The 24,361-nt window shown below is 70.8% G+C and carries 27 protein-coding genes; 16 read left to right on the top strand and 11 right to left on the bottom strand.

Translation table 11 applies throughout. The features are described from left to right. Positions 1-3 precede the first annotated feature (3 nt). From hisB to VIL67_RS03865, 5 genes are read left to right on the top strand one after another with little or no spacing between them, the layout of a single operon-like run. Positions 4-594, top strand: a complete 591-nt coding sequence (gene hisB, locus VIL67_RS03885; RefSeq protein ID WP_332047526.1) for an imidazoleglycerol-phosphate dehydratase HisB — start codon at positions 4-6, stop codon at positions 592-594. A gap of 10 nt (positions 595-604) precedes the next feature. Then, complete coding sequence (hisH, locus tag VIL67_RS03880) at positions 605-1,240, top strand: imidazole glycerol phosphate synthase subunit HisH (RefSeq protein WP_332047525.1); 636 nt, start codon at positions 605-607, stop codon at positions 1,238-1,240. Next, the gene (gene hisA / locus VIL67_RS03875; RefSeq protein ID WP_332047524.1) at positions 1,237-1,959 is read left to right on the top strand and encodes a 1-(5-phosphoribosyl)-5-[(5-phosphoribosylamino)methylideneamino]imidazole-4-carboxamide isomerase; all 723 of its coding nucleotides are present in this window, start codon (positions 1,237-1,239) and stop codon (positions 1,957-1,959) included. The genes hisH and hisA overlap by 4 nt, the downstream gene beginning before the upstream one ends. Continuing rightward, positions 1,959-2,729, top strand: a complete 771-nt coding sequence (gene hisF, locus VIL67_RS03870) for an imidazole glycerol phosphate synthase subunit HisF (protein ID WP_332047523.1) — start codon at positions 1,959-1,961, stop codon at positions 2,727-2,729. The genes hisA and hisF overlap by 1 nt, the downstream gene beginning before the upstream one ends. Next, complete coding sequence (locus tag VIL67_RS03865; protein WP_332047522.1) at positions 2,726-3,049, top strand: phosphoribosyl-ATP diphosphatase; 324 nt, start codon at positions 2,726-2,728, stop codon at positions 3,047-3,049. Before hisF ends, VIL67_RS03865 begins: the two co-directional genes overlap by 4 nt. A 98-nt stretch (positions 3,050-3,147) precedes the next feature. On the opposite strand, the gene VIL67_RS03860 is transcribed toward VIL67_RS03865, so the two are convergent. Genes VIL67_RS03860 through timA form a run of 3 tightly spaced genes read right to left on the bottom strand, consistent with a single transcriptional unit; the run spans position 3,148 to position 5,379 of the window. Further along, the gene (locus VIL67_RS03860; protein ID WP_332047521.1) at positions 3,148-3,660 is read right to left on the bottom strand and encodes a Smr/MutS family protein; all 513 of its coding nucleotides are present in this window, start codon (positions 3,658-3,660) and stop codon (positions 3,148-3,150) included. After that, entirely contained in the window at positions 3,657-4,745 is a 1,089-nt protein-coding gene (locus tag VIL67_RS03855) for an MltA domain-containing protein (protein WP_332047982.1), read from the bottom strand. Before VIL67_RS03855 ends, VIL67_RS03860 begins: the two co-directional genes overlap by 4 nt. Positions 4,746-4,758: 13 nt before the next feature. Then, positions 4,759-5,379, bottom strand: a complete 621-nt coding sequence (gene timA / locus VIL67_RS03850; RefSeq protein ID WP_332047520.1) for a TIM44-related membrane protein TimA — start codon at positions 5,377-5,379, stop codon at positions 4,759-4,761. Positions 5,380-5,538: 159 nt separating this feature from the next. Here timA and secB point away from each other — a divergent pair, with 159 nt between their 5' ends. Beyond that, the gene (secB, locus tag VIL67_RS03845; RefSeq protein ID WP_332047519.1) at positions 5,539-6,024 is read left to right on the top strand and encodes a protein-export chaperone SecB; all 486 of its coding nucleotides are present in this window, start codon (positions 5,539-5,541) and stop codon (positions 6,022-6,024) included. 79 nt (positions 6,025-6,103) lie between these two features. Here the strand turns inward: secB and dnaQ are convergent, their stop codons facing one another. The 5 genes from dnaQ to VIL67_RS03820 are packed head-to-tail and all read right to left on the bottom strand — an operon-like array spanning position 6,104 to position 9,790. Further along, positions 6,104-6,808 carry a DNA polymerase III subunit epsilon gene (gene dnaQ / locus VIL67_RS03840; protein WP_332047518.1) on the bottom strand — a complete coding sequence of 235 codons (705 nt, stop codon included), beginning with the start codon at positions 6,806-6,808 and terminating at the stop codon, positions 6,104-6,106. Positions 6,809-6,840: 32 nt separating this feature from the next. After that, positions 6,841-7,464: a dephospho-CoA kinase gene (gene coaE, locus VIL67_RS03835; RefSeq protein ID WP_332047517.1), complete on the bottom strand. Its 624-nt coding sequence runs from the start codon at positions 7,462-7,464 to the stop codon at positions 6,841-6,843. A gap of 3 nt (positions 7,465-7,467) precedes the next feature. After that, positions 7,468-8,304, bottom strand: a complete 837-nt coding sequence (aroE, locus tag VIL67_RS03830; RefSeq protein ID WP_332047516.1) for a shikimate dehydrogenase — start codon at positions 8,302-8,304, stop codon at positions 7,468-7,470. Beyond that, complete coding sequence (locus VIL67_RS03825) at positions 8,301-8,909, bottom strand: Maf family protein (RefSeq protein WP_332047515.1); 609 nt, start codon at positions 8,907-8,909, stop codon at positions 8,301-8,303. Before VIL67_RS03825 ends, aroE begins: the two co-directional genes overlap by 4 nt. After that, positions 8,909-9,790, bottom strand: a complete 882-nt coding sequence (locus VIL67_RS03820; protein ID WP_332047981.1) for a pyruvate, water dikinase regulatory protein — start codon at positions 9,788-9,790, stop codon at positions 8,909-8,911. The genes VIL67_RS03825 and VIL67_RS03820 overlap by 1 nt, the downstream gene beginning before the upstream one ends. A 483-nt stretch (positions 9,791-10,273) precedes the next feature. Here VIL67_RS03820 and hemE point away from each other — a divergent pair, with 483 nt between their 5' ends. The 4 genes from hemE to rho all read left to right on the top strand — a co-directional run bounded on the left by hemE (position 10,274) and on the right by rho (position 14,887). Beyond that, the gene (hemE, locus tag VIL67_RS03815; protein WP_332047514.1) at positions 10,274-11,317 is read left to right on the top strand and encodes a uroporphyrinogen decarboxylase; all 1,044 of its coding nucleotides are present in this window, start codon (positions 10,274-10,276) and stop codon (positions 11,315-11,317) included. A gap of 202 nt (positions 11,318-11,519) precedes the next feature. Beyond that, positions 11,520-12,536 carry a ferrochelatase gene (hemH, locus tag VIL67_RS03810; protein WP_332047513.1) on the top strand — a complete coding sequence of 339 codons (1,017 nt, stop codon included), beginning with the start codon at positions 11,520-11,522 and terminating at the stop codon, positions 12,534-12,536. An 18-nt stretch (positions 12,537-12,554) separates the two neighbouring features. Continuing rightward, positions 12,555-13,016, top strand: a complete 462-nt coding sequence (locus tag VIL67_RS03805; RefSeq protein ID WP_332047512.1) for a CopD family protein — start codon at positions 12,555-12,557, stop codon at positions 13,014-13,016. A gap of 500 nt (positions 13,017-13,516) precedes the next feature. After that, positions 13,517-14,887 carry a transcription termination factor Rho gene (gene rho / locus VIL67_RS03800; protein ID WP_332047980.1) on the top strand — a complete coding sequence of 457 codons (1,371 nt, stop codon included), beginning with the start codon at positions 13,517-13,519 and terminating at the stop codon, positions 14,885-14,887. Between the two features lie 653 nt (positions 14,888-15,540). On the opposite strand, the gene VIL67_RS03795 is transcribed toward rho, so the two are convergent. Both VIL67_RS03795 and VIL67_RS03790 read right to left on the bottom strand, forming a co-directional pair. After that, positions 15,541-16,512: a quinone oxidoreductase family protein gene (locus VIL67_RS03795; RefSeq protein ID WP_332047511.1), complete on the bottom strand. Its 972-nt coding sequence runs from the start codon at positions 16,510-16,512 to the stop codon at positions 15,541-15,543. Positions 16,513-16,517: 5 nt separating this feature from the next. Beyond that, complete coding sequence (locus VIL67_RS03790) at positions 16,518-17,213, bottom strand: dienelactone hydrolase family protein (protein WP_332047510.1); 696 nt, start codon at positions 17,211-17,213, stop codon at positions 16,518-16,520. A gap of 102 nt (positions 17,214-17,315) precedes the next feature. Between VIL67_RS03790 and VIL67_RS03785 the strand changes: the two genes are divergently transcribed. The 6 genes from VIL67_RS03785 (at position 17,316) to VIL67_RS03760 (ending at position 23,258) form a co-directional block, all read left to right on the top strand. Further along, entirely contained in the window at positions 17,316-17,567 is a 252-nt protein-coding gene (locus VIL67_RS03785; protein WP_332047509.1) for a DUF6489 family protein, read from the top strand. After that, positions 17,564-18,901, top strand: a complete 1,338-nt coding sequence (gene mnmE / locus VIL67_RS03780) for a tRNA uridine-5-carboxymethylaminomethyl(34) synthesis GTPase MnmE (protein ID WP_332047508.1) — start codon at positions 17,564-17,566, stop codon at positions 18,899-18,901. Before VIL67_RS03785 ends, mnmE begins: the two co-directional genes overlap by 4 nt. A 159-nt stretch (positions 18,902-19,060) precedes the next feature. Beyond that, positions 19,061-20,911, top strand: coding sequence for a tRNA uridine-5-carboxymethylaminomethyl(34) synthesis enzyme MnmG (gene mnmG, locus VIL67_RS03775; RefSeq protein ID WP_332047507.1), 1,851 nt, complete (start codon positions 19,061-19,063; stop codon positions 20,909-20,911). Then, complete coding sequence (rsmG, locus tag VIL67_RS03770) at positions 20,889-21,545, top strand: 16S rRNA (guanine(527)-N(7))-methyltransferase RsmG (RefSeq protein ID WP_414696179.1); 657 nt, start codon at positions 20,889-20,891, stop codon at positions 21,543-21,545. Before mnmG ends, rsmG begins: the two co-directional genes overlap by 23 nt. Beyond that, the gene (locus tag VIL67_RS03765) at positions 21,535-22,347 is read left to right on the top strand and encodes a ParA family protein (protein WP_332047506.1); all 813 of its coding nucleotides are present in this window, start codon (positions 21,535-21,537) and stop codon (positions 22,345-22,347) included. Before rsmG ends, VIL67_RS03765 begins: the two co-directional genes overlap by 11 nt. 11 nt (positions 22,348-22,358) lie before the next feature. Then, entirely contained in the window at positions 22,359-23,258 is a 900-nt protein-coding gene (locus tag VIL67_RS03760; protein WP_332047505.1) for a ParB/RepB/Spo0J family partition protein, read from the top strand. Between the two features lie 3 nt (positions 23,259-23,261). Here the strand turns inward: VIL67_RS03760 and VIL67_RS03755 are convergent, their stop codons facing one another. Further along, positions 23,262-24,335, bottom strand: a complete 1,074-nt coding sequence (locus tag VIL67_RS03755) for a hypothetical protein (RefSeq protein ID WP_332047504.1) — start codon at positions 24,333-24,335, stop codon at positions 23,262-23,264. Positions 24,336-24,361: the final 26 nt, after the last annotated feature.

Raw genomic sequence — 24,361 nt, 5'->3', positions numbered from 1 at the left:
GCCATGAGCCGCGTCGGCGAGGTGGTCCGCAACACCAAGGAAACCCAGATCCGCGTCCGCGTGGACCTGGACGGGACCGGCGTGTCGACCATCACCACCGGCATCGGCTTCTTCGACCACATGCTCGAAAGCTTCGCCCGCCACGGCGGGATCGACCTGCAGGTCGAGACCAAGGGCGACCTGCACATCGACATGCACCACACGGTGGAGGACACCGGCATCGTGCTGGGCCAGGCGATCAACCAGGCCCTGGACGGGTTCAAGGGGATCCGCCGGTTCGGCCACGCCTACATCCCCATGGACGAGACCCTGACGCGCTGCGCCATCGATCTCTCCAACCGGCCCTACCTGATCTGGAAGTCGAGCTTCAAGACGCCGAAGATCGGCGAGTTCGACACCGAGCTGTTCAAGGAGTTCCACCAGGCCTTCGCGTTCAACGTGGGCGCCTGCGTGCACCTGGAGACGCTCTACGGCGACAATTCCCACCACATCGCCGAAAGCGGCTTCAAGGCGCTGGCCCGGGCGCTTCGCCAGGCGGTCGAACTGGACCCCAAGACCCAGGGCCACGCCCCCTCCACCAAGGGCGTGCTGTAAGGAACATCCCATGCAGCGTGTCGCCCTGATCGACTACGGGTCGGGCAACCTGCGCTCGGCCGAAAAGGCCCTGGTGCGCGCCGCCGACGGCCGGCACCAGATCGTGGTCACCCATGACCCGGAGTTCGTGGCCGGCGCCGACCGGGTGGTGCTGCCCGGCGTGGGCGCCTTCGCCGCCTGCATGGCCGCCCTGCAAGCGCGGCCGGGCCTCGTAGAGGCGATGACCGAGGCGGTGCGCGAGCGCGGGGCGCCGTTCCTGGGCGTCTGCGTCGGCATGCAGCTGATGGCGTCGCGCGGCCTCGAATTCGGCGTCACGGAAGGGCTGGGCTGGGTTCCCGGCGAGGTCCGCCGGCTCGAGCCCGCCGACCCCGCCGCCAAGGTGCCGCACATGGGGTGGAACGCCCTGGTGGACGTCTCCGACAACCCGGTCGTGGCCGACCTGAAGGATGGGCGCGCCGTCTACTTCACCCACTCCTTCGCCATTCACCCGGACGAGCCGGCCGACGTCGCCGCCTGGGTCGATCACGGCGGCCGGTTCCCCGCGGCCGTCGCGCGCGGCAACATGGCCGGCGTCCAGTTCCACCCCGAGAAGTCGCAAGGCGCGGGGCTCAACCTCATGGCCAACTTCCTGGAGTGGCGCCCGTGATCCTCTATCCCGCCATCGACCTGAAGGACGGCCAGTGCGTGCGCGTGCTGCACGGCGACCTGAACACCGCCACGGTGTTCAACAACAGCCCCGCCGACCAGGCCCGCGCCTGGGCCGACGGCGGCTTCCACTGGATCCACGTGGTCGACCTGAACGGCGCGGTCTCCGGTCGGGCGGTGAACGAGGCGGCGGTGGAGCAGATCCTTTCCGCCGTCTCGGTGCCGGTGCAGCTGGGCGGCGGCATCCGCACCCTGGCGGACATCGAGCGCTGGATCGAGGCGGGCGTCAGCCGGGTGATCCTCGGCACCGTGGCGGTGACCGAGCCGCAGATCGTCCGCGACGCCGCGCGCCGGTGGCCCGAGCAGATCGCCGTCAGCGTCGACGTCCGCGCCGGCAAGGTGGCGACCCAGGGCTGGACCGAGAGCTCCGACCTGGACGCGGTGACGGTGGCCAGGCGCTTCGAGGACGTGGGCGTGGGCGCCCTGATCATCACCGACATCGACCGCGACGGCACCACCATGGGCTTCAACGTCGACGCCTTCGGGGCCATCGCCGATGCGGTGGCCATCCCGGTGATCGCGGCGGGCGGCCTGGCCAGCGTCGACGATATCGTGAAGCTGAAAGCCCGGGCCGGCACGCCGATCCATGGCGCGGTGCTGGGCCGTGCGCTCTACAATGGCGACATCACCCCCGCGGAAGCGCTGAAGGTCGCCGCCTGATGCTGAACGTGCGCGTCATCCCGTGCCTCGACGTGAAGGATGGGCGCGTGGTGAAGGGCGTGCAGTTCGTCGCCCTGCGCGACGCCGGCGATCCGGTGGAGCAGGCCCGCGCCTATGACGCCGCCGGCGCCGACGAGCTGATGTTCCTCGACATCACCGCCAGCCACGAGAACCGCGGGACGATCTTCGACGTGGTGGCCCGCACGGCCGAGGTCTGCTTCATGCCCCTGTCGGTGGGCGGCGGCATCCGCCAGGTGGAGGACGCGCGCCGCCTGCTGCTGGCGGGGGCCGACAAGATCAGCATCAACACCGCCGCCGTGAAGGACCGCGCCCTGATCAGCGGCTGCGCCGACGCCTTCGGCAGCCAGGCTACCGTGGTGGCGATCGACGCCAAGCGTGTGGGCGATCGCTGGCGGGTGTTCATCTACGGCGGGCGCGAGGACACGGGCCTGGACGTGGTCGACTACGCCGTCGATGCGGTGAAGCACGGCGCGGGCGAGATCCTGCTGACCTCCATGGACCGCGACGGGGCGAAGACCGGCTATGACGTCGAACTGCTTCGGCAGGTGACCTCCGCGGTGAACGTCCCGGTGATCGCCTCGGGCGGCGCCGGCAATGCGCAGCACATTGTCGACGCGGTGAAGCAGGGCGGCGCCGATGCGGTGCTCGCCGCCTCCATCTTCCACTTCGGCGAGGTCTCGGTGGGCGAGGTCAAGGCCGCCATGGCCGCCGAGGGCCTGCCGGTCCGCATCACGGAGGCCGCCGCATGAGCGCCCAGTTCGCCGAGGTGGTGGCCCGCCTCGCCGCCACCATCGAGAGCCGCAAGGGCGCCGATGCGGCGTCCAGCTACACCGCCCAGCTGCTCGCCAACCCGACCAAGGCCGCCAAGAAGCTCGGCGAGGAAGCCCTTGAGGCCGCCATCGCCGCCGTGGCCGACCGCGACAGCCTCGCGGCCGAGAGCGCCGACCTGATCTACCACTGGCTCGTGGTCCTCGCCGGCGCCGGCGTCAGCCTCGACGAGGTGGCGCAGAAGCTGGAAGCCCGCGAAGGGACGTCCGGCCTCGCCGAGAAGGCGTCCAGGGCGACCTGAACACCCAACCGCTCACCCCGGCGAGCGCCGGGCCCAAGCCGAGGTCAGTTCGGATGGAAGAGCCGCTTGGGTCCCGGCTTTCCCCGGGATGTGCGGGTTTAGCCGCGCGGCTTGCGCTTCAGCGCCACGTACAGCGCGCCGGCGCCGCCGTGGTGGCGGGCGGCTTCCGAGATGCCGGCGACGATGTGCGCCAGGTGCGGGGCGGCCAGCCATTCAGGGGTGCGGCGGCGGAGCACGCCATCGCCCTGCACGCCCTTGCCGGTGATCACCAGCACGGCGCGGTAGCCCTCGTCCCAGGCGCGCTGCAGGAAGGCCTCGAGCGCCGGGCGGGCGCGGTCCTGGTCCAGGCCGTGAAGGTCCAGCCGCGCCCCGATCGGCTCCCGCTCACGGGCGATGCGGTGCTTGCGGCGAGGCTCGATGGGGTCCCTCCCCTCCCGCTTGGGCGCGGCGGGGAGCTTCCCGGCCAGCTCGGCCACGGGGATGCGGGCGGGCACCTCGCTCGCCTTCATCTCCGGCGAGGGCTTCGGCGCGGCTCGCCCTGGCAGCGGGTGGACCGTGCCGGCCACCAGGCCCCAGACCCGCATCTCGTCGGGCCGCAGCGGCCGCTTCACGGCGCCGCTCCGCGCGGCATGAGCCGGTACATGCGCAAGGTGTGGCGCACGCGGCCGGCCTCCGCCCCCGCCTCGGCGCCGAGGCCGAGATAGAGGTCGGCGCGGACCTCGCCCTTGATGGCGCCGCCGGTGTCCAGGGCCGTCACCAGCCGCCGGTAGCTGGGAAACGCGCCCCTCAGGACAGGCGCCTCGGCGGTGATCCAGTGCAGCTCGCCGTGGGCGTGGTGGGAGAGGTCCACCGCGATCGCCCGGCCGGGCGGCAGGGGAACGCCCGCCGAGCCCACCGGCTGCTTCCCGTCGTCTGGCGCGAGGCGGAAGAAGGCATAGCGCGGGTTCAGGCGCATGATCTCGTCGGCCTCGGGTCCGCGGTGGTCGGCCAGCCAGCGGCGGATGGCCTCGCCCGAGGTGTTGTCGCGCTCCAGCAGGCCGCGGTCGCGCATCGGATTGGCGACCCCGACAAACGGCTGGCCGTTGTTGGCCGCATAGAGCGCCTTCATCCGCCGGCCGTCCTCGAAGGTGAGCACGCCCGACCCCTGGATCTGCAGGAAGAACAGGTCCTCGGGCCGCATCCAGGCGATGGCGTCGTCAGCCGGGCGGGCCTCGATCTCGTCTCGCGGCGCGTAGGGCTGGCCGTTCACCAGGTCGGCCGGCTTCGGGCGCACCGGGGCGGAGAAGGTCCCGTCGGGCTGGGTGCGGGCGGGATATTCGGGGGCGAAGTAGGCGGTCAGCACCCCCTCCCCCGGCGTCTCGAGCGCCCGGAACCGGGTCTCGAAGAACCGGCGGGCCTCCTGGGCGGACAGCAGCGGCGAGGCCTTGGCCGCGCGGCAGACCTGCGCCATGGCCGGCTCCTTGGCCGCCTGGCAGGTGGCGCGAAAGGCCGCGAACGCCTCCGCATGGTTGTCGGCCGCCCAGCCGGGCAGCTGGGCCACCTCGATCACCCGCAGCGGCGGGGGCTCGGGCTGCGGCCGGCCTGGCGGCGTGAAGGGCGGCGGCGGCCCGCCGGCCGGTCCCGGAGCCGGCGCGTATCTCGGCGTTGCGCAGGCGGCGAGCGAAAGCGCCAGCAGCGCCGCCCCGGCGGCTCGCATCGGCAAGGGACCGCTAGGCCTCGGCGGCGTCGACGTGGACCAGGATCCAGTTCGGATCCCGGCTCTTGAGGTTGCGCTCGAAGGTCCAGAGCTCGGCGGTGCGGCGGTCGTCCACGGCTTCGCCCTCCGGGCCCTTCGACCGGGCGCGGAACTCGGCCAGGAAGCGCACCGTCAACCGCGCGAGGTCAGACGTGCCGACGATATCGGCCTTCTCCAGGTCGGCGCGCGGGCTGTGCAGGAACTCCACCGTCTCCGTACGCCCCTCGGCCTCGCGCTGGGCGATGGCGGTGTCGAAGCTGGCCATGACATTCGGCGCCAGCAGGTTGCGCAGGGTCGCGCGGTCGCCGGCGGCGAACGCCTTGACCACCATCTCGTAGGCGCCGCGGGCGCCGGACAGGAAGCGCGAGACGTCGAAGGTCGGGTCCTTGGCCTTGACGGCGGCCAGGCCGGTGAGCGCCACGCCCTCCTCCGGCAGCTCCGGCGGGCGCTCGGGGGCGCGGACGGGCGGGCGCGCCGCATCGGCGGCGGCGTTGTCCTCCGGCTGGCGCCCCACGCGCCGGCCCAGCACCGAATAGAGCTGGTAGAGCACGATGGCGGCGAGACCCGCGAAGATGATGAGCTCAAGGACTTGCAAGGGCGCCTGCTGACGTTCCGGACTAGCTTAGACCTGGCAATATAGGACGAGGGAACGCCCCCGTCAGGGGCGTCGTTGCATCTGGCCAGACCCCGTGTTAGCCGCTCGCCGCGACGGACGCGACTTTCCGGCGTCCCATTCCGAATTCAGGCCGCACTCATGACCGACATCGACGCTGGCGCCGGCGCGCCCGACCAGGCTTCCGAAGGCCCGGGCATCCGCATCCTCGCCCAGTTCATCCGCGACCTTTCCTTCGAGAATCCGCGGGCGCCCGAGGCCCTGCGCGGCGGCGCCGCCCAGCCGCAGATCGACCTCGGCGTCGAAATGAACGCCCGCGGCCGCGAGGACGGCCTGTTCGAGGTGGATCTGAAGCTTTCGGCCCGCGCCCAGCGCGAGGACGGTCCGCTGTTCGTGGTCGAGCTGCTCTACGGCGGCGTGTTCCAGATCGGCGGCGTGCCCGCCGAGGACCTCGAGCCGGTGCTGCTGATCGAGTGCCCGCGCTACCTGTTCCCCTTCGCCCGCCGGATCATCGCCGACGTCACGTCGGAAGGCGGCTACCCGCCCTTCCTGCTCGACCCGATCGACTTCGCCGGCGTCTACGCGGCGCGCAAGGCCCAGGAAGGCGAACAGGTCGGCCACGCCTGAGGGCTGACCCTTCAGACGGCGCGCCTGCCGCGCCGTCGATCGTCCGTGGTTTTCCTCTGCGCCCTAACGGCGCGGGCTCTCAGATCCCGAACTTCTTCCAGAGGTCGTCGGACTTCACCACGTCGCGGATGAAGCTGGCGTGGAGCTGGCGCTCTTCCTCGCTGGAGCGGGGGCCCAGCGGGCGCGGGCGCTGGCCGTACTCGTTGCGGGTCGCGGCGGCCACGGCGGTGACCATGGCGGCGCTGGTCAGCTCCAGGCGGCGCTCGCGGCCGCCCTTCAGCTCCAGATAGACCGCGGCCAGCAGCTTGGCGTCGATCAGCGCCCCGTGCTTCTCACGCTCGTTGAGCGAGATCTTGAAGCGCTTGCAGAGCGCATCCAGCGAATTGTGCATCCCCGGGAAGCGCTGCTTGGCCAGCGCCAGGGTGTCCACCCAGCGGTGTTCGTGCAGGTGGTCGCGCTGGCAGAGCTGCAGCTCGTAGTTCACGAAGTTGCGGTCGAAGCCGGCGTTGTGCGCCACGATCGGGGCGTCGCCGACGAAATCGAGGAACTCCTCCACGACCTCGGGATGCTCGAAGCGGGGCTTGCCACGCAGGAAGGCGGCGGAAAGCCCGTGCACCTTCTCGGCCTCTTCCGGCATGTCGCGGCAGGGGTCGATGTAGCGATGGAAGCTGCGCCCCGTCGGGATGAAGTCCTCGATCTCCAGGCAGGCGATTTCCACCAGCCGGTCGCCGGTCAGCGGGTCGAAGCCCGTGGTCTCGGTGTCGAGGACGATCTCGCGCGCCATGGCCTACTCATGCCCTGCGTCGCGGGCTTTCCTCAACCCGGCGATCGGTCGCGGGCCGGTCTTCGTTGTGGATCACGCATCACGGCGATGATCGCCTGGACCTGCTCGCGCGCGACCTCGAGCCCGCGGCTGGTGTCGACCACGAAGTGCGCGCGGGCCCGCTTCTCGGCGTCGGCCATCTGCTGGGCGAGGATGGCGTCCAGCCGCTCGGGGGTCATGCCGGGCCTCGCCAGCACCCGCTCGCGCTGCATCTCCGCCGGCGCGCTGACCACCACCACCGCATCCATGTTGGCGTGGCCGCCGGTCTCGAACAGCAGGGGGATGTCCAGCACCACCATGTCGGCGCCGGCCGCCTTGGCCTGGTCGAAAAAGCCGACGCGGTCCTTGCCCACCAGCGGGTGGACGATGGCGTTCAGCCGCTTCAGCTCGTCCGGCTGACCGAGCACGCGCTGGCGGAGTTCCTCGCGGTCGACCCGTCCGTCCTTCACCACGCCCGGAAAGGCCTCGCCCACCGGGCCCACGGCCGCGCCGCCCACGTCATACAGGTCGTGCACCGCAGCGTCGGCGTCGTAGACCGGGATCCCCGCCTCGCGGAACATGGCCGCGGTGGTCGACTTGCCCATGCCGATGGAGCCGGTCAGTCCGATCAGCAGCATCCCTCAGCCCTCCAGCGCCGCGAGCGCCAGCCCGCGCACGTCCACGTCCTGCGGCGGCGGCCGGCCGAAGAAGGCCTCGAACGACGGCGCCGCCTGGCGGATCAGCATCTCCAGCCCGTCCACCGTGCGCAGGCCCCGATCCCTCGCCTGCTGCAGGAACGGCGTCACCAGCGGCTTGTAGACCATGTCCATGACCACCGCGTGGTCGGGCGCGCGTCCGAGCGGCACGTCCAGCGCCGCCTGGCCCGAGAGCCCCGCCGTCGTCGCATTGATCACCACCGCCGCCCCGTCCAGCGCCGCCGCCACTTTGTCGAGTGGGAAGGCCACCCCGTCGGCCAGTCCGGCGATCGCCTCGGCCCGCGCCAGCGTCCGGTTGACGATCCGCACCTCGGGCGAGCCCGCCGCCGCCAGGGTGGTCGCCGCGCCGCGCGCCGCGCCGCCGGCCCCCAGGATCACCGCCGGCCCGCTCGTCGGGTCGAACCCGGCCTGGCGGGCCAGCGCGCCCAGCAGCCCCTCCCCATCCGTGTTGTCGCCGGCGATCGTCCCGTCGGCCTCGAACACCAGCAGGTTCACGGCGCCGGCCGCCTTGGCCCTCGGGCTAAGCCGGTCGGCCAGGGCGAACGCGTCCTCCTTGAAGGGCACGGTGACGTTCAGCCCGCGCACCGCCCCGCCCCTCAGCCCCTCGGCGAAGCGGCGAAACCCGTCGGCCGGCGGCGAGAAGGCCACATAGACCCCGTCCACGCCGGCCTTCGCCAGCCAGGCGTTGTGGATCAGCGGGCTCAGCGAATGGGCCACCGGGTTCCCCGCCACCCCGGCCACCACCGTCCTTCCGGTGATCATGCCGCCAGCACCCCGTGGCGGCGCAGCAGGTCCAGCAGGCCCAGCAGCGGCAGGCCGAGGATCGCGAAGTAGTCGCCCTCGATCTTCGAGAACAGCTGCGCGCCGGGCCCCTCCAGCCGGTAGCAGCCCACCGAGCCCAGGGCCTCCTGCCCCTCGACCCGCAGATAGTCGTCGAGAAAGCCGTCCGAGAACTCGCGCATGGTCAGGGTTGCCGTGGCCACCTCGCGCCAGATCGGCGCCCCGTCCTTGGCCACCACCACCGCCGAGTGCAGCTTGTGCGGCTTGCCGCGCAGGGTCTTCAGCCGGTCGCGGGCCTCGGCCAGGGTCTCGGCCTTGTCATAGAGCCGGCCCTCGAACTCCAGCGTCTGGTCGGCCCCGACCACGAAGTCCGGCCGCCCCCGCGAGACGCGGATCGCTTTGAGCTCGGCCAGGGCGTCGGCGATGTCGCGCACGCTGGCCCCCTCGGCCAGCAGCGACGTCTTAACCGCGTCCTCGTCCACCCCCGCCACCAGGCTCTGGAACGGCACGCCGGCGCCTTCCAGCACCGCGCGCCGGGCGGCGCTCTTGGACGCCAGGATGACGCCAGGACCTGTCGCGCCCGCCATCAGCCCAGGACCTCCACCTGCCCATGCCCGCCGTGCAGCAGGTTCAGCACCGCCGCCGCCGTCTCCTCCACCGAGCGCCGGGTGACGTCGATGGTCGGCCAGCCCATCTTCTCGTAGAGCCGCCGGGCCTGGACGATCTCGTCGCGCACGGTGTCGGTGTCGATGTAGGTGCTCTCCCGGTTCTCCTTCAGCGAGAGCAGCCGGTTGCGGCGGATCTGGATCAGCCGGTCCGGCGCGATGGTCAGCCCGACCACCAGCGCGTTCTTCAGCTGGAACAGCCGCTCCGGCAGGGGCCGGCCCGGCACCAGCGGCACATTGGCGGCCCGCACGCCGCGGTGGGCGAGGTAGATGCAGGTGGGCGTCTTGGAAGTGCGGCTCACCCCCACCAGCACCACGTCGGCCTGGTCGAGGTCCTGCCCGCCCTGGCCGTCGTCGTGGCCGATGGCGTAGTTCAGGGCGTCCATGCGGTTGAAGTAGTCGTTGTCCAGCCGCAGGTGCGCGCCCACCCGGCTGGTGGTCGAGGCCCCCAGGTAGCGGCTGAGCGCGCTGACCAGCGGATCGAGCGCGGCGATGCACGGCATGTCCAGCCGCCGGCACCCCTCCTCCAGCGCGTCGCGCAGCTTGGGATCGACAATGGTGTGCAGGACGACGCCCGGCGCCTCCTCGATGTCGCCCAGCGCCCGGTCCAGCTGCCGCTGCGAGCGGACCAGGGCGTAGATGTGCTCGATCGGCAGCACGTTGTCGAAGCGCGCGCACACGGCGCGGGCCATGGCGTTCAGCGTCTCGCCGGTGGAGTCCGACACGAGATGCACGTGGAAATAGGTGGCGAGCCTGAGGGCGGTGGTCGGCAAGGGGGCCTGCGTCGAAATGCACTTGGGGATGAAACCTGTGGACTCCCTCTTAGCGAACGGGAGCGCCGATGGGGATAGATCCCGTGGATTGGCCGTAGATCCCGCGGCCCGGTGGACGGGCTGTATGGATCGGCCCGTTTACGCCCTCTTAACCAACAGGGCGGCCCGACCGGCCCCCAAAACAGGCGCGGCGTCCAAAGGCCGGGTATGACCGGCGGTAGTCCCGGCCCTACCCCCGCCGTTCCTTAATGAAAGTTTAATGGCTTCAGCGGGCTTCCGGCGGCGTCCCCGCGATCCACACCCCTGTGCGCGATCCACCGCCGCCTGTGCGCCGTCTGGGGATAAGGTGCGAGGTGTCGCAGGCGCCGCCGACTTATCCACGTCCTCGACAGGCCCTATCGCCTTCTTCCCCAATCCATTTTCTTTCTCTTAAGGATTGAAGGAGGGAAGCGCGGATCGGGCGAGGTCGCGGGCCCTTGAGCCGGGCGGGCCTTTCGGGTTCAAGGCTGGGTCATGAGCTTCCCCGAAACGCCCCGGCTTCTCCGCGCCCTCGCTGGCGAGACCCTCGAGCGCCCGCCGATCTGGTTCATGCGGCAGGCCGGCCGGTCCCTGCCCGAGTATCGGGAGCTCCGCACCCGGGCGAAGGACTTCATCGCCTTCTGCCACGATCCCGAGATGGCCGCGGAGGCGACGCTCCAGCCCATGCGCCGCTTCCCGCTGGATGCCGCCATCGTCTTCGCCGACATCCTGCTGATCCCACGGGCGCTCGGCCAGGAGGTGTGGTTCGAGGCGGGGGAGGGTCCAAGGCTCGGCCCGTTGCCCGAGGTCCAGGCCCTGGCCGACCAGATCGAGGCCTCCACCGGGCGGCTGTCCGAGATTGGCGAGACCCTGCAGCGCGTCCGCGCCGAGCTCGAGCCCGAGCGCGCCCTGATCGGCTTCGCCGGCGGTCCCTGGACGGTGGCCACCTACATGATCGAGGGCCGCGGCTCGAATCGCGAGGCGGCGCGGGCCTTCGCCTACGCCCAGCCCGACAAGCTCGACGCCTTGCTGGACGTGCTGGTGGAAAGCACCGCCCGCTACCTCGTCATGCAGGCCCGCTCCGGCGCCCAGGTGCTGAAGCTGTTCGAGAGCTGGGCCGAGGGGCTTCCCGAGGACATGTTCGAGCGCCTGGTGGTCCGGCCGCACGCCGCCATCGTCGAGAAGGTGAGGGCGGCCGGCGTCGACGTCCCCTTCATCGGCTTCCCGCGCGGAGCCGGCGCCCAGGTCTACACCTATGCCGAGGCCGTTGCGGTGGAGGGCGTCGCCCTCGACACCCAGGCCACCGCCCAGCTCGGCCGCACGCTGCAGGCCCAGGGCAAGACCATCCAGGGCGCGCTCGACAACCTGCTGCTGCGCGAAGGCGGTCCGGCGCTGGACGCCCGCGTGGACCAGCTGCTGGCGCAGTGGGGGCAGGGGCCCTGGATCTTCAACCTCGGCCACGGAATCCTGCCCGACACCCCCATCCCCCACATCGCCCGCGTCGTGGAGCGGGTGACCGGCAAGCGGGTGAGCGCGTGATCGCCTGCCCTGTGAGCGGCAGCGAACGGGGGCGGGGGACCACCCGCCGCAGTGCGGGGGGTGGAGGGGGCGAGCCCCGGTCTCTGCCCATCCTGCGCCCCCTCCACCCTCGGCTCTCCGGCCGCGCGGGGCGCGCCCTCGGCCGACGGTCCCCCTCCCCCGTCCTCTTCGGGACGTGGGAGGCAGGGCCAAGGTCCGCGCGATGAAAGCCGCCGTCGTCCTCTTCAACCTGGGCGGGCCGGACTCCCCCGCGGCCGTCCGCCCCTTCCTGTTCAACCTGTTCCGTGATCCGGCGATCATCGGCCTGCCGGCCGTCGCTCGCTATCCGCTCGCCGCCTTCATCTCCCGCAGCCGGGAGAAGACCGCCCAGGCCAACTACGCGATCATGGGCGGCCGCTCGCCCCTGCTGCCGGAGACCGAGGCCCAGGCCCGCGCGCTGGAGGCGCGGCTGCAGGGGGAGGGGATCGACGCCCGCTGCTTCATCGCCATGCGCTACTGGAAGCCGTTCGCCGGCGAGACGGCGCGTGAGGTGGCGGCGTTCGCGCCCGACCAGGTGATCCTCCTGCCGCTCTACCCGCAGTTCTCCACCACCACCACGGCCAGTTCGCTGAAGGACTGGGCGGCGGCCTACAGGGGCCCCGGCCTGGTCCACACCGTCTGCTGCTATCCCAATGCGCCCGGCCTCATCGAGGCCCACGCCGAGGCGATCCGCGAGACCTGGGACAAGGCCGGCCGGCCGCCGGGCCTGCGCCTGCTGTTTTCGGCCCATGGCCTGCCGCAGAAGGTGGTCGACGCCGGCGATCCCTACCAGGCTCAGGTGCAGGCCACCGCCGCGGCCGTCGCCGCCCGGCTGCCCGAGTTTCCCGACTGGCGCGTCTGCTATCAAAGCCGGGTCGGGCCGCTGAAGTGGCTGGCTCCCTCCACAGACGACGAAGTCCGGCGGGCGGGGGCCGAGAAGAAGGGCGTGCTGGTCTCGCCCATCGCCTTCGTCTCCGAGCATGTGGAGACCCTGGTTGAGCTCGACCACGAGTACCACCAGCTCGCCCGCGAGGTGCTGGCGCTGCCTTACCTGCGCGCGCCTACCCCCGGCGTGCGCGGCCCCTACATCGACACCCTCGCCAGGGCGGTGCGCGAAGCGCTAGGGAAGGGGACGATCGCGCCGGAGGGCGGCTGGCTGTGCCCGGCGGGGTTCGGCGGCTGCGCCTGCCGAGCGGCCTGACCACCAAGGGGGACGACGATGAACGGGTACGATCTGCTGCGCGGCCTGCACATCCTTGCGGTGATCGCCTGGATGGCGGGCATGCTCTACCTGCCCAGGCTCTACGCCTACCACACGGAGACGGCGCCCCCCGGGACCGAGTTCGACGCCCACTTTCAGGTCTGGGAGCACAAGCTGCTCCGGATCATCATCAACCCGGCCATGACCCTCACCTGGGTGCTGGGCCTCGGCCTGCTCTACTTCCACATCGTCGTGGCGGAGCGGGGCTGGGGCTTCCTCGCCCAACCCTGGATGCTGGTGAAGCTCGCCGCGGTCATCGCGCTCTCCGGCTGGCACGGCGTCCTCTCCAAGGCGCGCCGCCAGTTCGCCGCCGGCGAACGCCCCAAGAGCGCCAAGTTCTGGCGCGCCACCAACGAGATCCCCTTCCTCCTCGCCATCGTCGCCGTCCTCGCCGTCACCCTGGAATTCGGCTCGCGCTGATCTCCCTCTCCCGCTCGCTGCTTCCCCTCTCCCGCTCGCGGGAGAGGGCAGGGTGAGGGCGGCTCCGAGGGGCGGCTCGCGCCACCGTTGGACCCGAAGCGACCGGATCCCACCGGAGCGCCCGCCCGATCCTCCTCCGCCGCCCTCACCCTACCCTCTCCCTCTCCGCTTCGCGGGGGGAGAGGAGCGACGGGCGCTGTTGGCGCGCGGGAGAGGGTGAGGCGCCAGCCGCGCTTGACCTCCACCCCCAACCGTGGTTCCGCTGAGCCCACGCGTCGGAAACTCCGGCGCGCCCCGCCTTATCTCCGGCCCGCGAGCGCACCGCCCGGGCCGGCTCCCGAGACGAAACAGACATCCCGGCGCGGCCCTCTGCGCCTTCATCACGACCTCAAGACCGCGCCCGGCGTCCGTCCGGCGCGGCGCACACGAGTAGACCTATGCAAGACGAAACCAACGCCCCGACCGAAGACGTCCTCGAGCAGTCGGCCGTGGACGCCTCCATGGACACCACCGCCGCGGCCGAGAGCGAGGGTCTGGCCGACGCCGGCCAGGACGCCGGGGACGACGAGCCCTCCGAACTGGCCGCCGCCATTGCGGCCATGGGGCTCACCCGCATGAGCCTGCAGGAGCTGAAGGACAAGTCGCCGGCCGACCTCCTGGCGCTCGCTGAGACGCTGGAGATCGAGAACGCGAACTCCATGCGCAAGCAGGACATGATGTTCGGCATCCTGAAGACCCTCGCCGAGGAAGGCGTGGAGATCTCGGGGTCGGGCACGCTCGAGGTGGTGCAGGACGGCTTCGGCTTCCTGCGCTCGCCGGAAGCCAACTACCTGCCGGGCCCGGACGACATCTACGTCAGCCCCTCGCAGATCCGGAAGTTCGGCCTGCGCACCGGCGACAGCGTCGTGGGCGGCATCCGTGCGCCACGTGAGGGCGAACGCTACTTCGCCCTGGTGAAGGTCGACCAGATCAACTTCGAGCCGCCGGAGAACGTGCGGCACAAGGTGCTGTTCGACAACCTGACGCCGCTTTATCCGGACGAGCGCCTGCGGATGGAGATCGACGATCCCACCCTGAAGGACCGCTCCGGCCGCGTGATCGACATCGTCGCCCCGCTCGGCAAGGGCCAGCGCTGCCTGATCGTCGCCCCGCCGCGGGTCGGCAAGACGGTGATGCTTCAGAACATCGCCAAGTCGATCGAGAAGAACCACCCCGAGTGCTATCTGATCGTGCTGCTGATCGACGAGCGGCCGGAAGAAGTCACCGACATGCAGCGCACGGTGAAGGGCGAGGTGATCTCCTCGACCTTCGACGAGCCGGCGACCCGCCACGTCCAGGTGGCCGAGATGGTCATCGAGAAGGCCAAGCGTCTGGTCGAGCACAAGCGCGATGTGGTGATCCTGCTGGACTCCGTCACCCGGCTCGGCCGCGCCTACAACACCGTGGTGCCGTCTTCGGGCAAGGTGCTGACCGGCGGTGTCGACGCCAACGCCCTGCAGCGCCCCAAGCGCTTCTTCGGCGCCGCCCGGAACATCGAGGAAGGCGGCTCGCTGACCATCATCGCCACGGCCCTGATCGACACCGGCAGCCGGATGGACGAAGTGATCTTCGAAGAGTTCAAGGGCACCGGTAACTCCGAACTGGTCCTCGACCGCAAGGTCGCCGACAAGCGGATCTTCCCGGCCATCGACGTGCTCAAGTCCGGCACCCGCAAGGAAGAGCTGATCACCCCCAAGGAGCACCTGCAGAAGACCTACATCCTGCGGCGCATCCTCAATCCCATGGGCGCGCAGGACGCGATCGAGTTCCTGCTCGACAAGCTGCGCCAGTCGAAGAGCAACGACGACTTCTTCCAGTCGATGAACACGTAACCTGCTCATCCCGGCGAAAGCCGGGCCCAAGCTGACCCGCGGCAAGTTGCGCGAGGATGCTGACAAGAACCAGCCGGCGGCCTTCAGCAGGTCGCCGGCTTTTTCTTGGCTTCTACTGTATTTCCGCGTCGCGCCGTTTCACGTGAAACAAGCTTAGCGCCCCAAGTTTTCCACAGCCCCTCTCCGAGGGGAAACGGCTCGCGCCTGGCGCGAATTCCAGCAGCCTCCGGTAAGACGCTACCGCCAGTCCCGGCCGGCTCTCCCGCGCGCCTGCGACACTCCGACAGCTTATTCAGGAACAGAACTGTGGATAGTTCTACCGGTAGCGCCTGGCGCCACCAGGGATGGCGCTGTTTTCTCTCGCTTTTCAGTAAAACGAAAAAAGCAGTGTTTCACGTGAAACACTACCGCGTCTGACGCGTTATGCGGCCCCGCGCCGGTAGGGCCCATCGCTTAGCCTCTCCCGCCCAGCGGGAGAGGGCAGGGTGAGGGCGGCGCCGAATTTCGCCCCGTCGCGGCGTTGGACCCGTGCCCCCTGTTCCCACCGGAGCGCCCCCGCCCATCCGACCGAGCCGCCCTCACCCCAGCCCTCTCCCACCCGCTTCGCGGCCGGGAGAGGGGGAAGACCGCCGCGCTTCTCGAGGCTCCACCGCCTACGGGATCAACAAGCTCGCCCCGACCGTCTCGCGGGCCTCGAGCGCTTCGTGCGCCCGGCGCGCATCGGCCAGCGGGAACTCCTGGCCGATCTCGACCTTGATCCGGCCCGCCGCCATCAGCCCGAAGAGCGCGCCGGCGCTGTCGTCCAGCTCCTCCACGGTGGCCACATAGTCGAACATGGTCGGCCGAGTGAAGAACAGCGAGCCGCCGCGCATCAGCCGGATCGGGTCCACCGGCGGAGCAGGCCCGGAGGCGTTGCCGAAGCTCACGAAGACGCCGCGCCGGGCCATGGACCCCAGCGTCCCTTCGAACGTCGCCTTGCCCACGCTGTCATAGGCCACCGGCACGCCCTTGCCGCCGGTGATGCGCTTCACCTCGGCGGCCACGTCCTGCTCGCGATAGAGGATCACGTGTTCGGCGCCCAGGGCGCGAGCTCGCTCGGCCTTGTCCTGCGAGCCGACGGTGGCGATCACCTCCGCGCCGATCACCTTGGCCCACTGGACCAGGATCTGGCCGACCCCGCCGGCGGCGGCATGGATCAGCACGGGCTGCCCGGCCTGGATCGGCGCGCACCGCCGGACCAGGAACTCGGCGGTCATGCCCTTCAGCAGGGCGGCCGCCGCCAGCCGGGCGTCCACGCCGGCGGGGGGCTTCACCGCCCGCTCGGCCGCCACGACCGCGTACTCTGCATAGGCGCCCATCACGCCGCCGGCGTAGGCGGCGAGGTCGCCCGGCTGGAAGCGGGTGACGCCATCGCCCACCGCCTCGACCACGCCCGCCGCCTCGCCGCCCAGACCGGACGGGAGCTTCACCGGGTAGAGGCCGGTGCGGTGGTAGGTGTCGATGAAGTTCACGCCCACCGCCTGGTGGCGGATCAGGATCTGGCCCGGGCCGGGGGAGGGGGTCTCCACCTCCACCAACTGCAGGACCTCGGGGCCGCCGGTCTGCTCGAAACGGATCGCGCGCATGCCGCTCAGCCCAGGTGCTGGTTGAAGAAGGCGAGGCTGCGCTCGCCGGCGGCGCGGGCGTCGCCCTCGTGGTAGTGGGCGCCGCCCATGCGGGCGAAGGCGTGGTCGCGGCCAGGGTAGGTGTGGATCGTCACTTGCGGGTGGATGGCCAGCGCCTGCTTGATCGCCGCCTGCGCTTCCTTGGGCACGAACTGGTCTTCCTCGGCGATGTGCAGCAGCACCGGACGGGCCAGCTTCTCCGCCTCGGCCGTCCGGTTCTCGATGCCGACCCCATAGTACGAGACGGAGGCGTCCGCGTCGGTGCGCGTGGCGGTCAGGAACGCCAGCAGCCCACCCAGGCAAAAGCCCACGGCGCCCACCTTGCCGTTGCAGTCCGGGTGCTTGCGGATCTCGTCGATGGTCGCCTGGATGTCCTGCACCCCGGCGTCGACGTCGAAGGCGTTGAACAGCTCGAAGGCGCGCTTCCACTCGGCGTCCGACTGATCGGTGATGTCGATCCCCGGCTCGATGCGCCAGAACAGGTCGGGGCAGACGGCGAGATAGCCCTGGCCCGCGAGGCCGTCGGTGATGTCGCGCATCACCTGGTTCACGCCGAAGATCTCCTGGATCACCACCACGGCGGCCGCGGGGGTCTGCGCCGGCCGCGCCACATAGGCCTCGAACGATCCGTCGGCGGTGGTGATGGTGATGCGTTCACCCATGGCGGTCTCCTTGATTTTTCCCGGGGCCTGATGGGATCGGCTACTAGCGCGGCGCCCTGTCGCAGGGCCATAACTTTCGCCCGAGTTCGAGAGGCCTGAGCCATGAAGATGACGATCGAGGTGGACTGCACGCCGGAAGAAGCGCGGCGCTTCATGGGCCTGCCGGATGTCACCGCCCTGAACGACAAGCTCGTCGCTGAGATGGGCAAGCGGATCGAGGCGAACGTCAACCTGCTCTCACCCGAGGAGTTCATGAAGAACTGGACGGCCTTCGGGGCTGGCGCTCAGGAGCAGTTCCGCAAGTTGATGGAAGCCGGCATGGCCGGCGCCGGCGGGGCGACGCCCAAGGGATGAGCGACACCATCTTCGCGCCGGCCACCGCCGCGGGCCGCGCGGCCGTGGCGGTGGTGCGGGTGTCCGGTCCGCGGGCCGACATCGCGGTGAAGACCCTGGCCGGCGAAGTCCCGCAGCCTCGTCGCGCCACCCTGCGCCGGATCCGAGACGCCGAGGGCTTGGTGCTCGACCAGGCGCTGGTGCTCTGGTTCCCTAGCCCACGCAGCTACACGGGCGAGGATTGCGCCGAGTTCCACATCCACGGCGGCGCGGCCGTGGTGAACGCCGTCGTGGAAGCCCTGGCGGCGCTTGGCCTGCGGCTGGCCGAGCCCGGGGAGTTCACCCGCCGCGCGTTCGAGAACGGCCATCTCGACCTTGCCCAGGCGGAGGGCGTCGCCGACCTTATCGACGCCGAGACCGAGCAGCAGCGGCGCCAGGCGCTGGAGCAGCTGTCCGGCCGGCTGTCCAATGTGCAGGCTCGCTGGCGCGAGGCGCTGACGGAAGCGCTCGCCATGTTCGAGGCGGCCGTCGATTTCCCGGACGAGGAGCTGCCGGAGGACGTCGCCGCCCGCGCCCGGCCGGTGCTGCAGCGCCTCGTCGCCGAGCTCGAGGCTGCGGCGGCTGACGCCGAGCGCGGCGAGCGGGTGCGCGAGGGCTTCCGCATCGCGCTCATCGGCGCCCCGAACGCCGGCAAGAGCACCCTGCTCAATGCGCTGGCGGACCGCGACGCGGCCATCGTGACCGCAACGCCCGGCACTACGCGCGACATCATCGAGGTCCCCATGGTGCTGGCGGGCTACAAGGCGCTGCTCGCCGACACCGCCGGCCTACGCGAGACCGGCGATGAGATCGAGGCGGAGGGGGTGCGCCGGGCGCGGACCTGGGCCGCCGGCGCTGACCTCCGCCTTTGGCTGGTGGATGGCTCGTCCGACGAGACGCCGAACGTGCCCATGGAGCTGCGGGCTGGAGACCTCTGCTTGGTGACCAAGCGGGACCAGCCGAACGGGGCGGCCGGCGCCTGGGCGGCGGGGCAGGCGAAGCGGCTTGGCCTCTCCGTCGCCGAGGTGACCGCCAAGGGCCCAGGCGACATCGCCTGGCTGAAGCAGACCCTGGGAGAACGAGTGGTCGACGCCCTGGCCGGCGGCGAGCCCCCCGCCGCCACCCGCCTGCGCCACCAGGAACTCCTCAACGACGCCGCGGATCGGCTGCGCCAGGCCCTGACGGAGGCCGATGCCCTCGAGCTCGCCGCGGAGGACGTGCGCCTGGCCGCGCGGGCGCTCGATCGGATCACCGGCCGCATCGATCCCGAGGCGGTGCTGGGGAAGATCTTCAGCACCTTCTGCATCGGCAAGTGAGGGTCGTCGGCCACCCTTAGCTGCGACACTGTTTCACGTGAAACACCGCGGTCATGGCCAAGCCCGCCGCTTGACCTCGCGCGAACCGGCCGCTTGCACTATATGAGGAGCCCTCGCCCCCGCTCATCCGGGGGCGTCCGTGCTTAGAGAGCCTGCGCCTTGTCCAGCTGGGACGTGATCATCATCGGCGGCGGACACGCCGGATGCGAGGCGGCCGCCGCAGCCGCCCGCTTCGGCGCGCGCACCCTGCTGCTCACTCACAAGCTCGAAACCATCGGCGAGATGAGCTGCAACCCGGCCATCGGCGGCCTCGGCAAGGGCCACCTGGTCCGCGAGATCGACGCCCTCGACGGCCTCATGGCCCGCCTGGCCGACAAGGCCGGCATCCAGTTCCGGATGCTCAACCGCTCCAAGGGCGCCGCGGTCCGTGGCCCCCGCGCTCAGATCGACCGCCGCCTCTACCGCGAGGCCATGCAGGCCGAACTGAGTACGACGCCGAGTCTCGAGGTCCGCGCCGCCGCCGTCGAGGACCTGCTGGTGGAGGACGGCCGCGTCGCCGGCGCCATCGACGCCCAAGGGACCATCTACCGCGCCGGCGGTGTCGTGCTGACCACCGGCACCTTCCTGAAGGGCGTCATCCACCGCGGCGAGGAGCGGATCCCCGCCGGCCGGGTGGGCGACCAGCCGGCGATCGGCCTATCCGACCGGCTCTATGCTCTGGGGCTGCGCATGGGTCGCCTGAAGACCGGAACTCCCGCGCGCCTGGTCGGCTCCACCATCGGCTGGGACCGGCTGGAAATGCAGCCGGCCGACGATGATCCCGTCCCCTTCTCCTTCCTCACGGACCGGATCGAGGTGCCGCAGATCGCCTGCGGGATCACCTACACGACCGCGGAAACCCACCGGATCATCGCCGAGCGGCTGGGCGAGTCCGCCGTCTACGGCGGAAAGCTGACGGGGAGGGGACCCCGCTACTGCCCGTCCATCGAGGACAAGGTGGTCCGCTTCGCCGACAAGACCAGCCACCAGATCTTCCTGGAGCCGGAGGGCCTCGACGACGACACCGTCTACCCGAACGGCATCTCCACCTCGGTCTCCGCGGAGACCCAGGACCTGTTCCTCCGGACCATCCCGGGCCTGGAGAAGGTCGAGGTCCGCCGTTACGGCTACGCGATCGAATACGACTACGTGGATCCGCGGGAGCTCTTCCCCTCGCTGGAGGTCAAGGCGCTGCCCGGCCTTTACCTCGCCGGCCAGATCAACGGCACCACGGGCTATGAGGAGGCTGGCGCCCAGGGCCTAGTGGCGGGCCTGAACGCCGCCCACGCCGCTTCGGGGTTGGAGCCGGCCCATTTCGCCCGCGACGAGGCCTACATTGGCGTCCTGATCGACGACCTGGTGACCCGCGGCGTCACCGAGCCCTATCGGATGTTCACCAGCCGGGCCGAGTTCCGGCTGACCCTGCGCGCCGACAACGCCGACCAGCGCCTCACCGACAAGGGGATCGCGCTCGGTGTGGTTGGCCAGGCCCGCGCCGCCGCCTGGGGCGCCAAGCGGGAGGCCCTCGCCGCCGCCCGCGCGCAAGCCGCCGCCCTGACCCTCACCCCGGCCGAGGCGCACAAGGCCGGCCTGCCGGTGAAGGCCGACGGCCAGCGACGCGACCTCATCCAGCTCCTGGCCTATCCGTCGATCGGCTTTGACGACCTGGCGAGGCTCTGGCCGCAGATCTCCGCCTGGCCCGCCCAGGTCCGCGAGCAGATCGAGATCGACGCGAGCTACGCCGGCTACCTCGACCGGCAGGCGGCCGACGCGGCTGCCTTCCGCCGTGACGAAGACCTGCGGCTTCCAGCCGACCTGGACTACGCCGCCATCGGCGGCCTCTCCAACGAGGTGCGCGACAAGCTCGCCGCCGTGCGCCCTCTGACGCTCGGCCAGGCGGCGCGGATCGAAGGCGTCACCCCTGGCGCGCTGACGGCGCTGCTCGCCCATGTCCGCCGCCGCGCGGCCTGAGCCCCTGCCTGTGGTTGTTAGCGACGCGGAGTCATTCGCCGCCGCGGCCAGAGCCACGCCGGAGCAGATGGAAGACCTCGGCCGGTTCCTGGCGATGCTCGAGGCCGGCAACGCCGTGATGAACCTGGTGGGGCCCAAGACCCTGCCGGAGTTCTGGAACCGCCACGCCTGGGACTCCGCTCAGCTTGTGCCGCTGGCCCCCGAGGCGAGGACCTGGGCCGACCTTGGCGCCGGCGCCGGCTTCCCGGGCCTGGTGCTGGCGATCCTCGGCAAGGGCCGGGAAGGCGTCCACATCCACCTCGTGGAGAGCATGGCCAAGCGCTGTCGGTTCCTGCAGCAGGTGGTCGACGAGCTCGCGCTGCCGGCCACCGTGCACAACGACCGTGCGGAAAACCTGAAGCTGCCTGTGGATGTCGTTACCGCCCGGGCTTGCGCCCCGCTGTCCCGCCTGCTCGGGTATGCCCGGCCCTACCTCCAGGCGGGTGCGACAGGTCTGTTCCTCAAGGGACAAGATGTTGCGTCCGAGCTGGAGGAGGCTACAAGAACTTGGAAGTTCGAGGCGGAGATCATCCCGTCCTCCAGTGATGAGAGAGGACGCATCGTGCGGGTGAGGAGGCTCGGTCGTGCCCGGTAATGCCGAACGCCCGCTGCGCGTGCTGGTCATCGCCAACCAGAAGGGCGGGGTGGGCAAGACCACCACGGCCATCAACCTGGGCACTGCGCTCGCTGCGGTGGGCGAGAAGGTCCTGCTGATCGACTCGGACCCCCAGGGCAACGCCTCCACCGGCCTCGGCGTCGGCCGCGCCCAGCGCAAGACCACCCTCTATGACGTCCTGATGGGCGAGCGCGCCGTCGCCGACGCGGTCGTGCACACCGCCCTGCCGGGCCTCGACCTGGTGCCCGCGGACCCGGACCTCTCCGGCGTGGAGCTCGAGCTTGGGCAGCAGTCGCGGCGGTCGTTCAAGCTCCGCGACGCCTTGCAGCCCCTGCGGAGCGCCGGCGACTACACCTATGTGCTGATCGACTGCCCGCCGTCGCTGAACCTGCTGACCGTGAACGCCATGGCCGCAGCCGACGCCGTGCTGGTGCCGCTGCAGTGCGAATTCTTCGCGCTCGAGGGGCTGACGCAGCTGATGCGCACCATCGACCTCGTGCGCGGCAGCCTCAACCCGAAGCTGGAAATCCAGGGTGTGGTGCTCACCATGTACGACCGGCGCAACAGCCTGAGCGAACAGGTGGCCAGCGACGTGCGCTCCCACTTCGGCCAGGCGGTTTACCAGACGGTGATCCCGCGCAACGTGCGGGTCTCCGAGGCGCCGAGCTTCGGCAAGCCGGCGCTGGTCTATGATCTGAAGTGCGCGGGCAGCCAGGCCTATCTGAAGCTCGCCCGCGAGGTGGTGCTGCGCGAGCGCGAGCGTCGCGCCACAGCGGCATAGGGAAGGACAAGATGGCGGAGAACCGGAGAGGCCTCGGTCGCGGCCTGTCGGCCCTGTTGGGAGAGGCCGACGAGGCGGTGTTGACCGGCGAAGCGCCGGACCAGCCGGGGCAGGGCGGTCCGACGGCCAACGGGGTCCGTGAGATCCCGATCGAGCTGATCCACCGCAACCCGAACCAGCCGCGCCAGCACTTCTCCGAGGCCGAGCTCGCCGAGCTCGAGACCTCGATCCGCGCCTCGGGCGTGCTGCAGCCGATCCTGGTGCGGCCCTCGCCAGAGCGGCCGGGCGAGTTCGAGATCGTGGCCGGGGAACGCCGCTGGCGAGCCTCGCAGCGGGCCGGCGTCGGCTCCATCCCGGCGCTGGTCCGCACGTTGGACGACAACGTCGCCTACGAGATCGCGATCGTCGAGAACGTCCAGCGCGAGAACCTGAACGCGATGGAAGAGGCGAAGGCCTACGAGAGCCTGATGGGCCGGATGGGGTACACCCAGGAGCAGGCGGCCAACGCCGTCGGAAAGAGCCGCAGCCACGTGGCCAACACCCTGCGGCTGCTGCAGCTGCCCCACACGGTTCAGGACCATGTGCTCTACGGCCGGCTGACGGCCGGCCATGCGCGGGCGATCCTGGCTTCCGATGACCAGGAGGCGGTGGCCGAACAGATCGTCTCGCGCGGCCTTTCGGTGCGCGACGCCGAGGCCCTGGTCCGCGCCCGCGCCGCCGGGCCCAAGAAGGGCTCCGGGCCACGCAAGCCGCAGAAGGACACCGACACCGCCGCCCTGGAGGCCGATCTCGAGGACGTGCTCGGGATGAGCGTCGACATCGCCGACCGCGGCGGGGCCGGCGAGCTGCGGATCCGCTACGCGAGCCTTGAGCAGCTCGACGAGATCTGCAGGCGCCTGACCCGCGTCTGACGCTCAGCCTTCCTCCTCGCCGCCTTCGCCGCCGCCCTGGTCGATGTTGGTTGGGGCCGTCTTCACGCCGGTCCGCTCCTCTTCGCGCGCGCCGGCCAGAATGTTGGCCAAGCCATAGTTGCCCTCGTGGCAGGCGTATTCGTAGAGCGGGCCAGAACTGCGGGCGAACTCATACTCACCGCCCCAGGGCTGGGTGAAGGTGGTCGGGTCCTCCACCCAGAAGCCGTAGTGCAGGCGGTCGGCCGCCACGCGGGTGAAGCGCTCGGTGACCTTCAGGTTCGCCGAGGCGCCGCGGAAGGTCTGGGCCGGGTGGTAGCCGGTGGTCTCGACGACCAGGGTGTCCCCGTCCCAATGGCCTACCGAGTCGCCCATCCAGGGCCGGATCTGTGGCGGCTGACGCTGGCCGTCGAGGCGGACGACCCGCACGTCGTGGACCATCTCGACTACGATGGCCACGTGGTCCTTCGTCTGCACGATCTCGTAGACGTTGTTGTACAGCAGGGGCTGCATCACCGGCCCGGCGCTGTAGCCGAACGAGAGCAGGCAGCGTTCGCCCAGCGATCGGGTCTCGGGATTGTCGTTCATGCGCCCTGAAGCGCGCACCGCCATGGCGGCCTGCAGGCGCCGCCGGCCCTCGGCCGTGAGCGGCGGGACCTTGCCGTCCGCCGTCGAGGTGATGAAGCCGGAGCGCGGCTTGCCGCCGACCCGCATCACCGTCGCCCCGGGGTCCGTCCAGGCGGAGTTGTAGTTGCAGTCGCGCCCGCGGCCGTCGGAGCAGTCAGCGGGCAGGTCCTTGACCTGGGCGTTGGGGTCGGTGGGGCGCGCGCCAAGCTCCAGCAGCGCCTTGTTGCGCCCCTCCCACTCCGCGGCGCGAGCCTCGGTCAGGATCAGCGCCTCCCCGAACCTGGCGCTGCGCTCCAGGCGCGTGAGGCTGGCGTTGGTCCAGGTCCCCTGCAGGTCCGGACGGCCGTCCGCCGCGCGGGGCGGCTGGTAGCCGTTGGGGGCCGGGCGTGGCGCCTCGGCGAGAGTTGGCGAGGCCAGGGCGAGCGCCAGCGCCGCCGCAATAAACCGCTTCATCCGAGGTCCTCCCAAACCCTTTTTTC

It is taken from the genome of Phenylobacterium sp. (genome assembly GCF_036563385.1).
Classification (GTDB): domain Bacteria; phylum Pseudomonadota; class Alphaproteobacteria; order Caulobacterales; family Caulobacteraceae; genus Phenylobacterium.
Note: the sequence above shows the minus strand (reverse complement) of the source record. Positions and strands in the feature narration are given on the sequence as shown.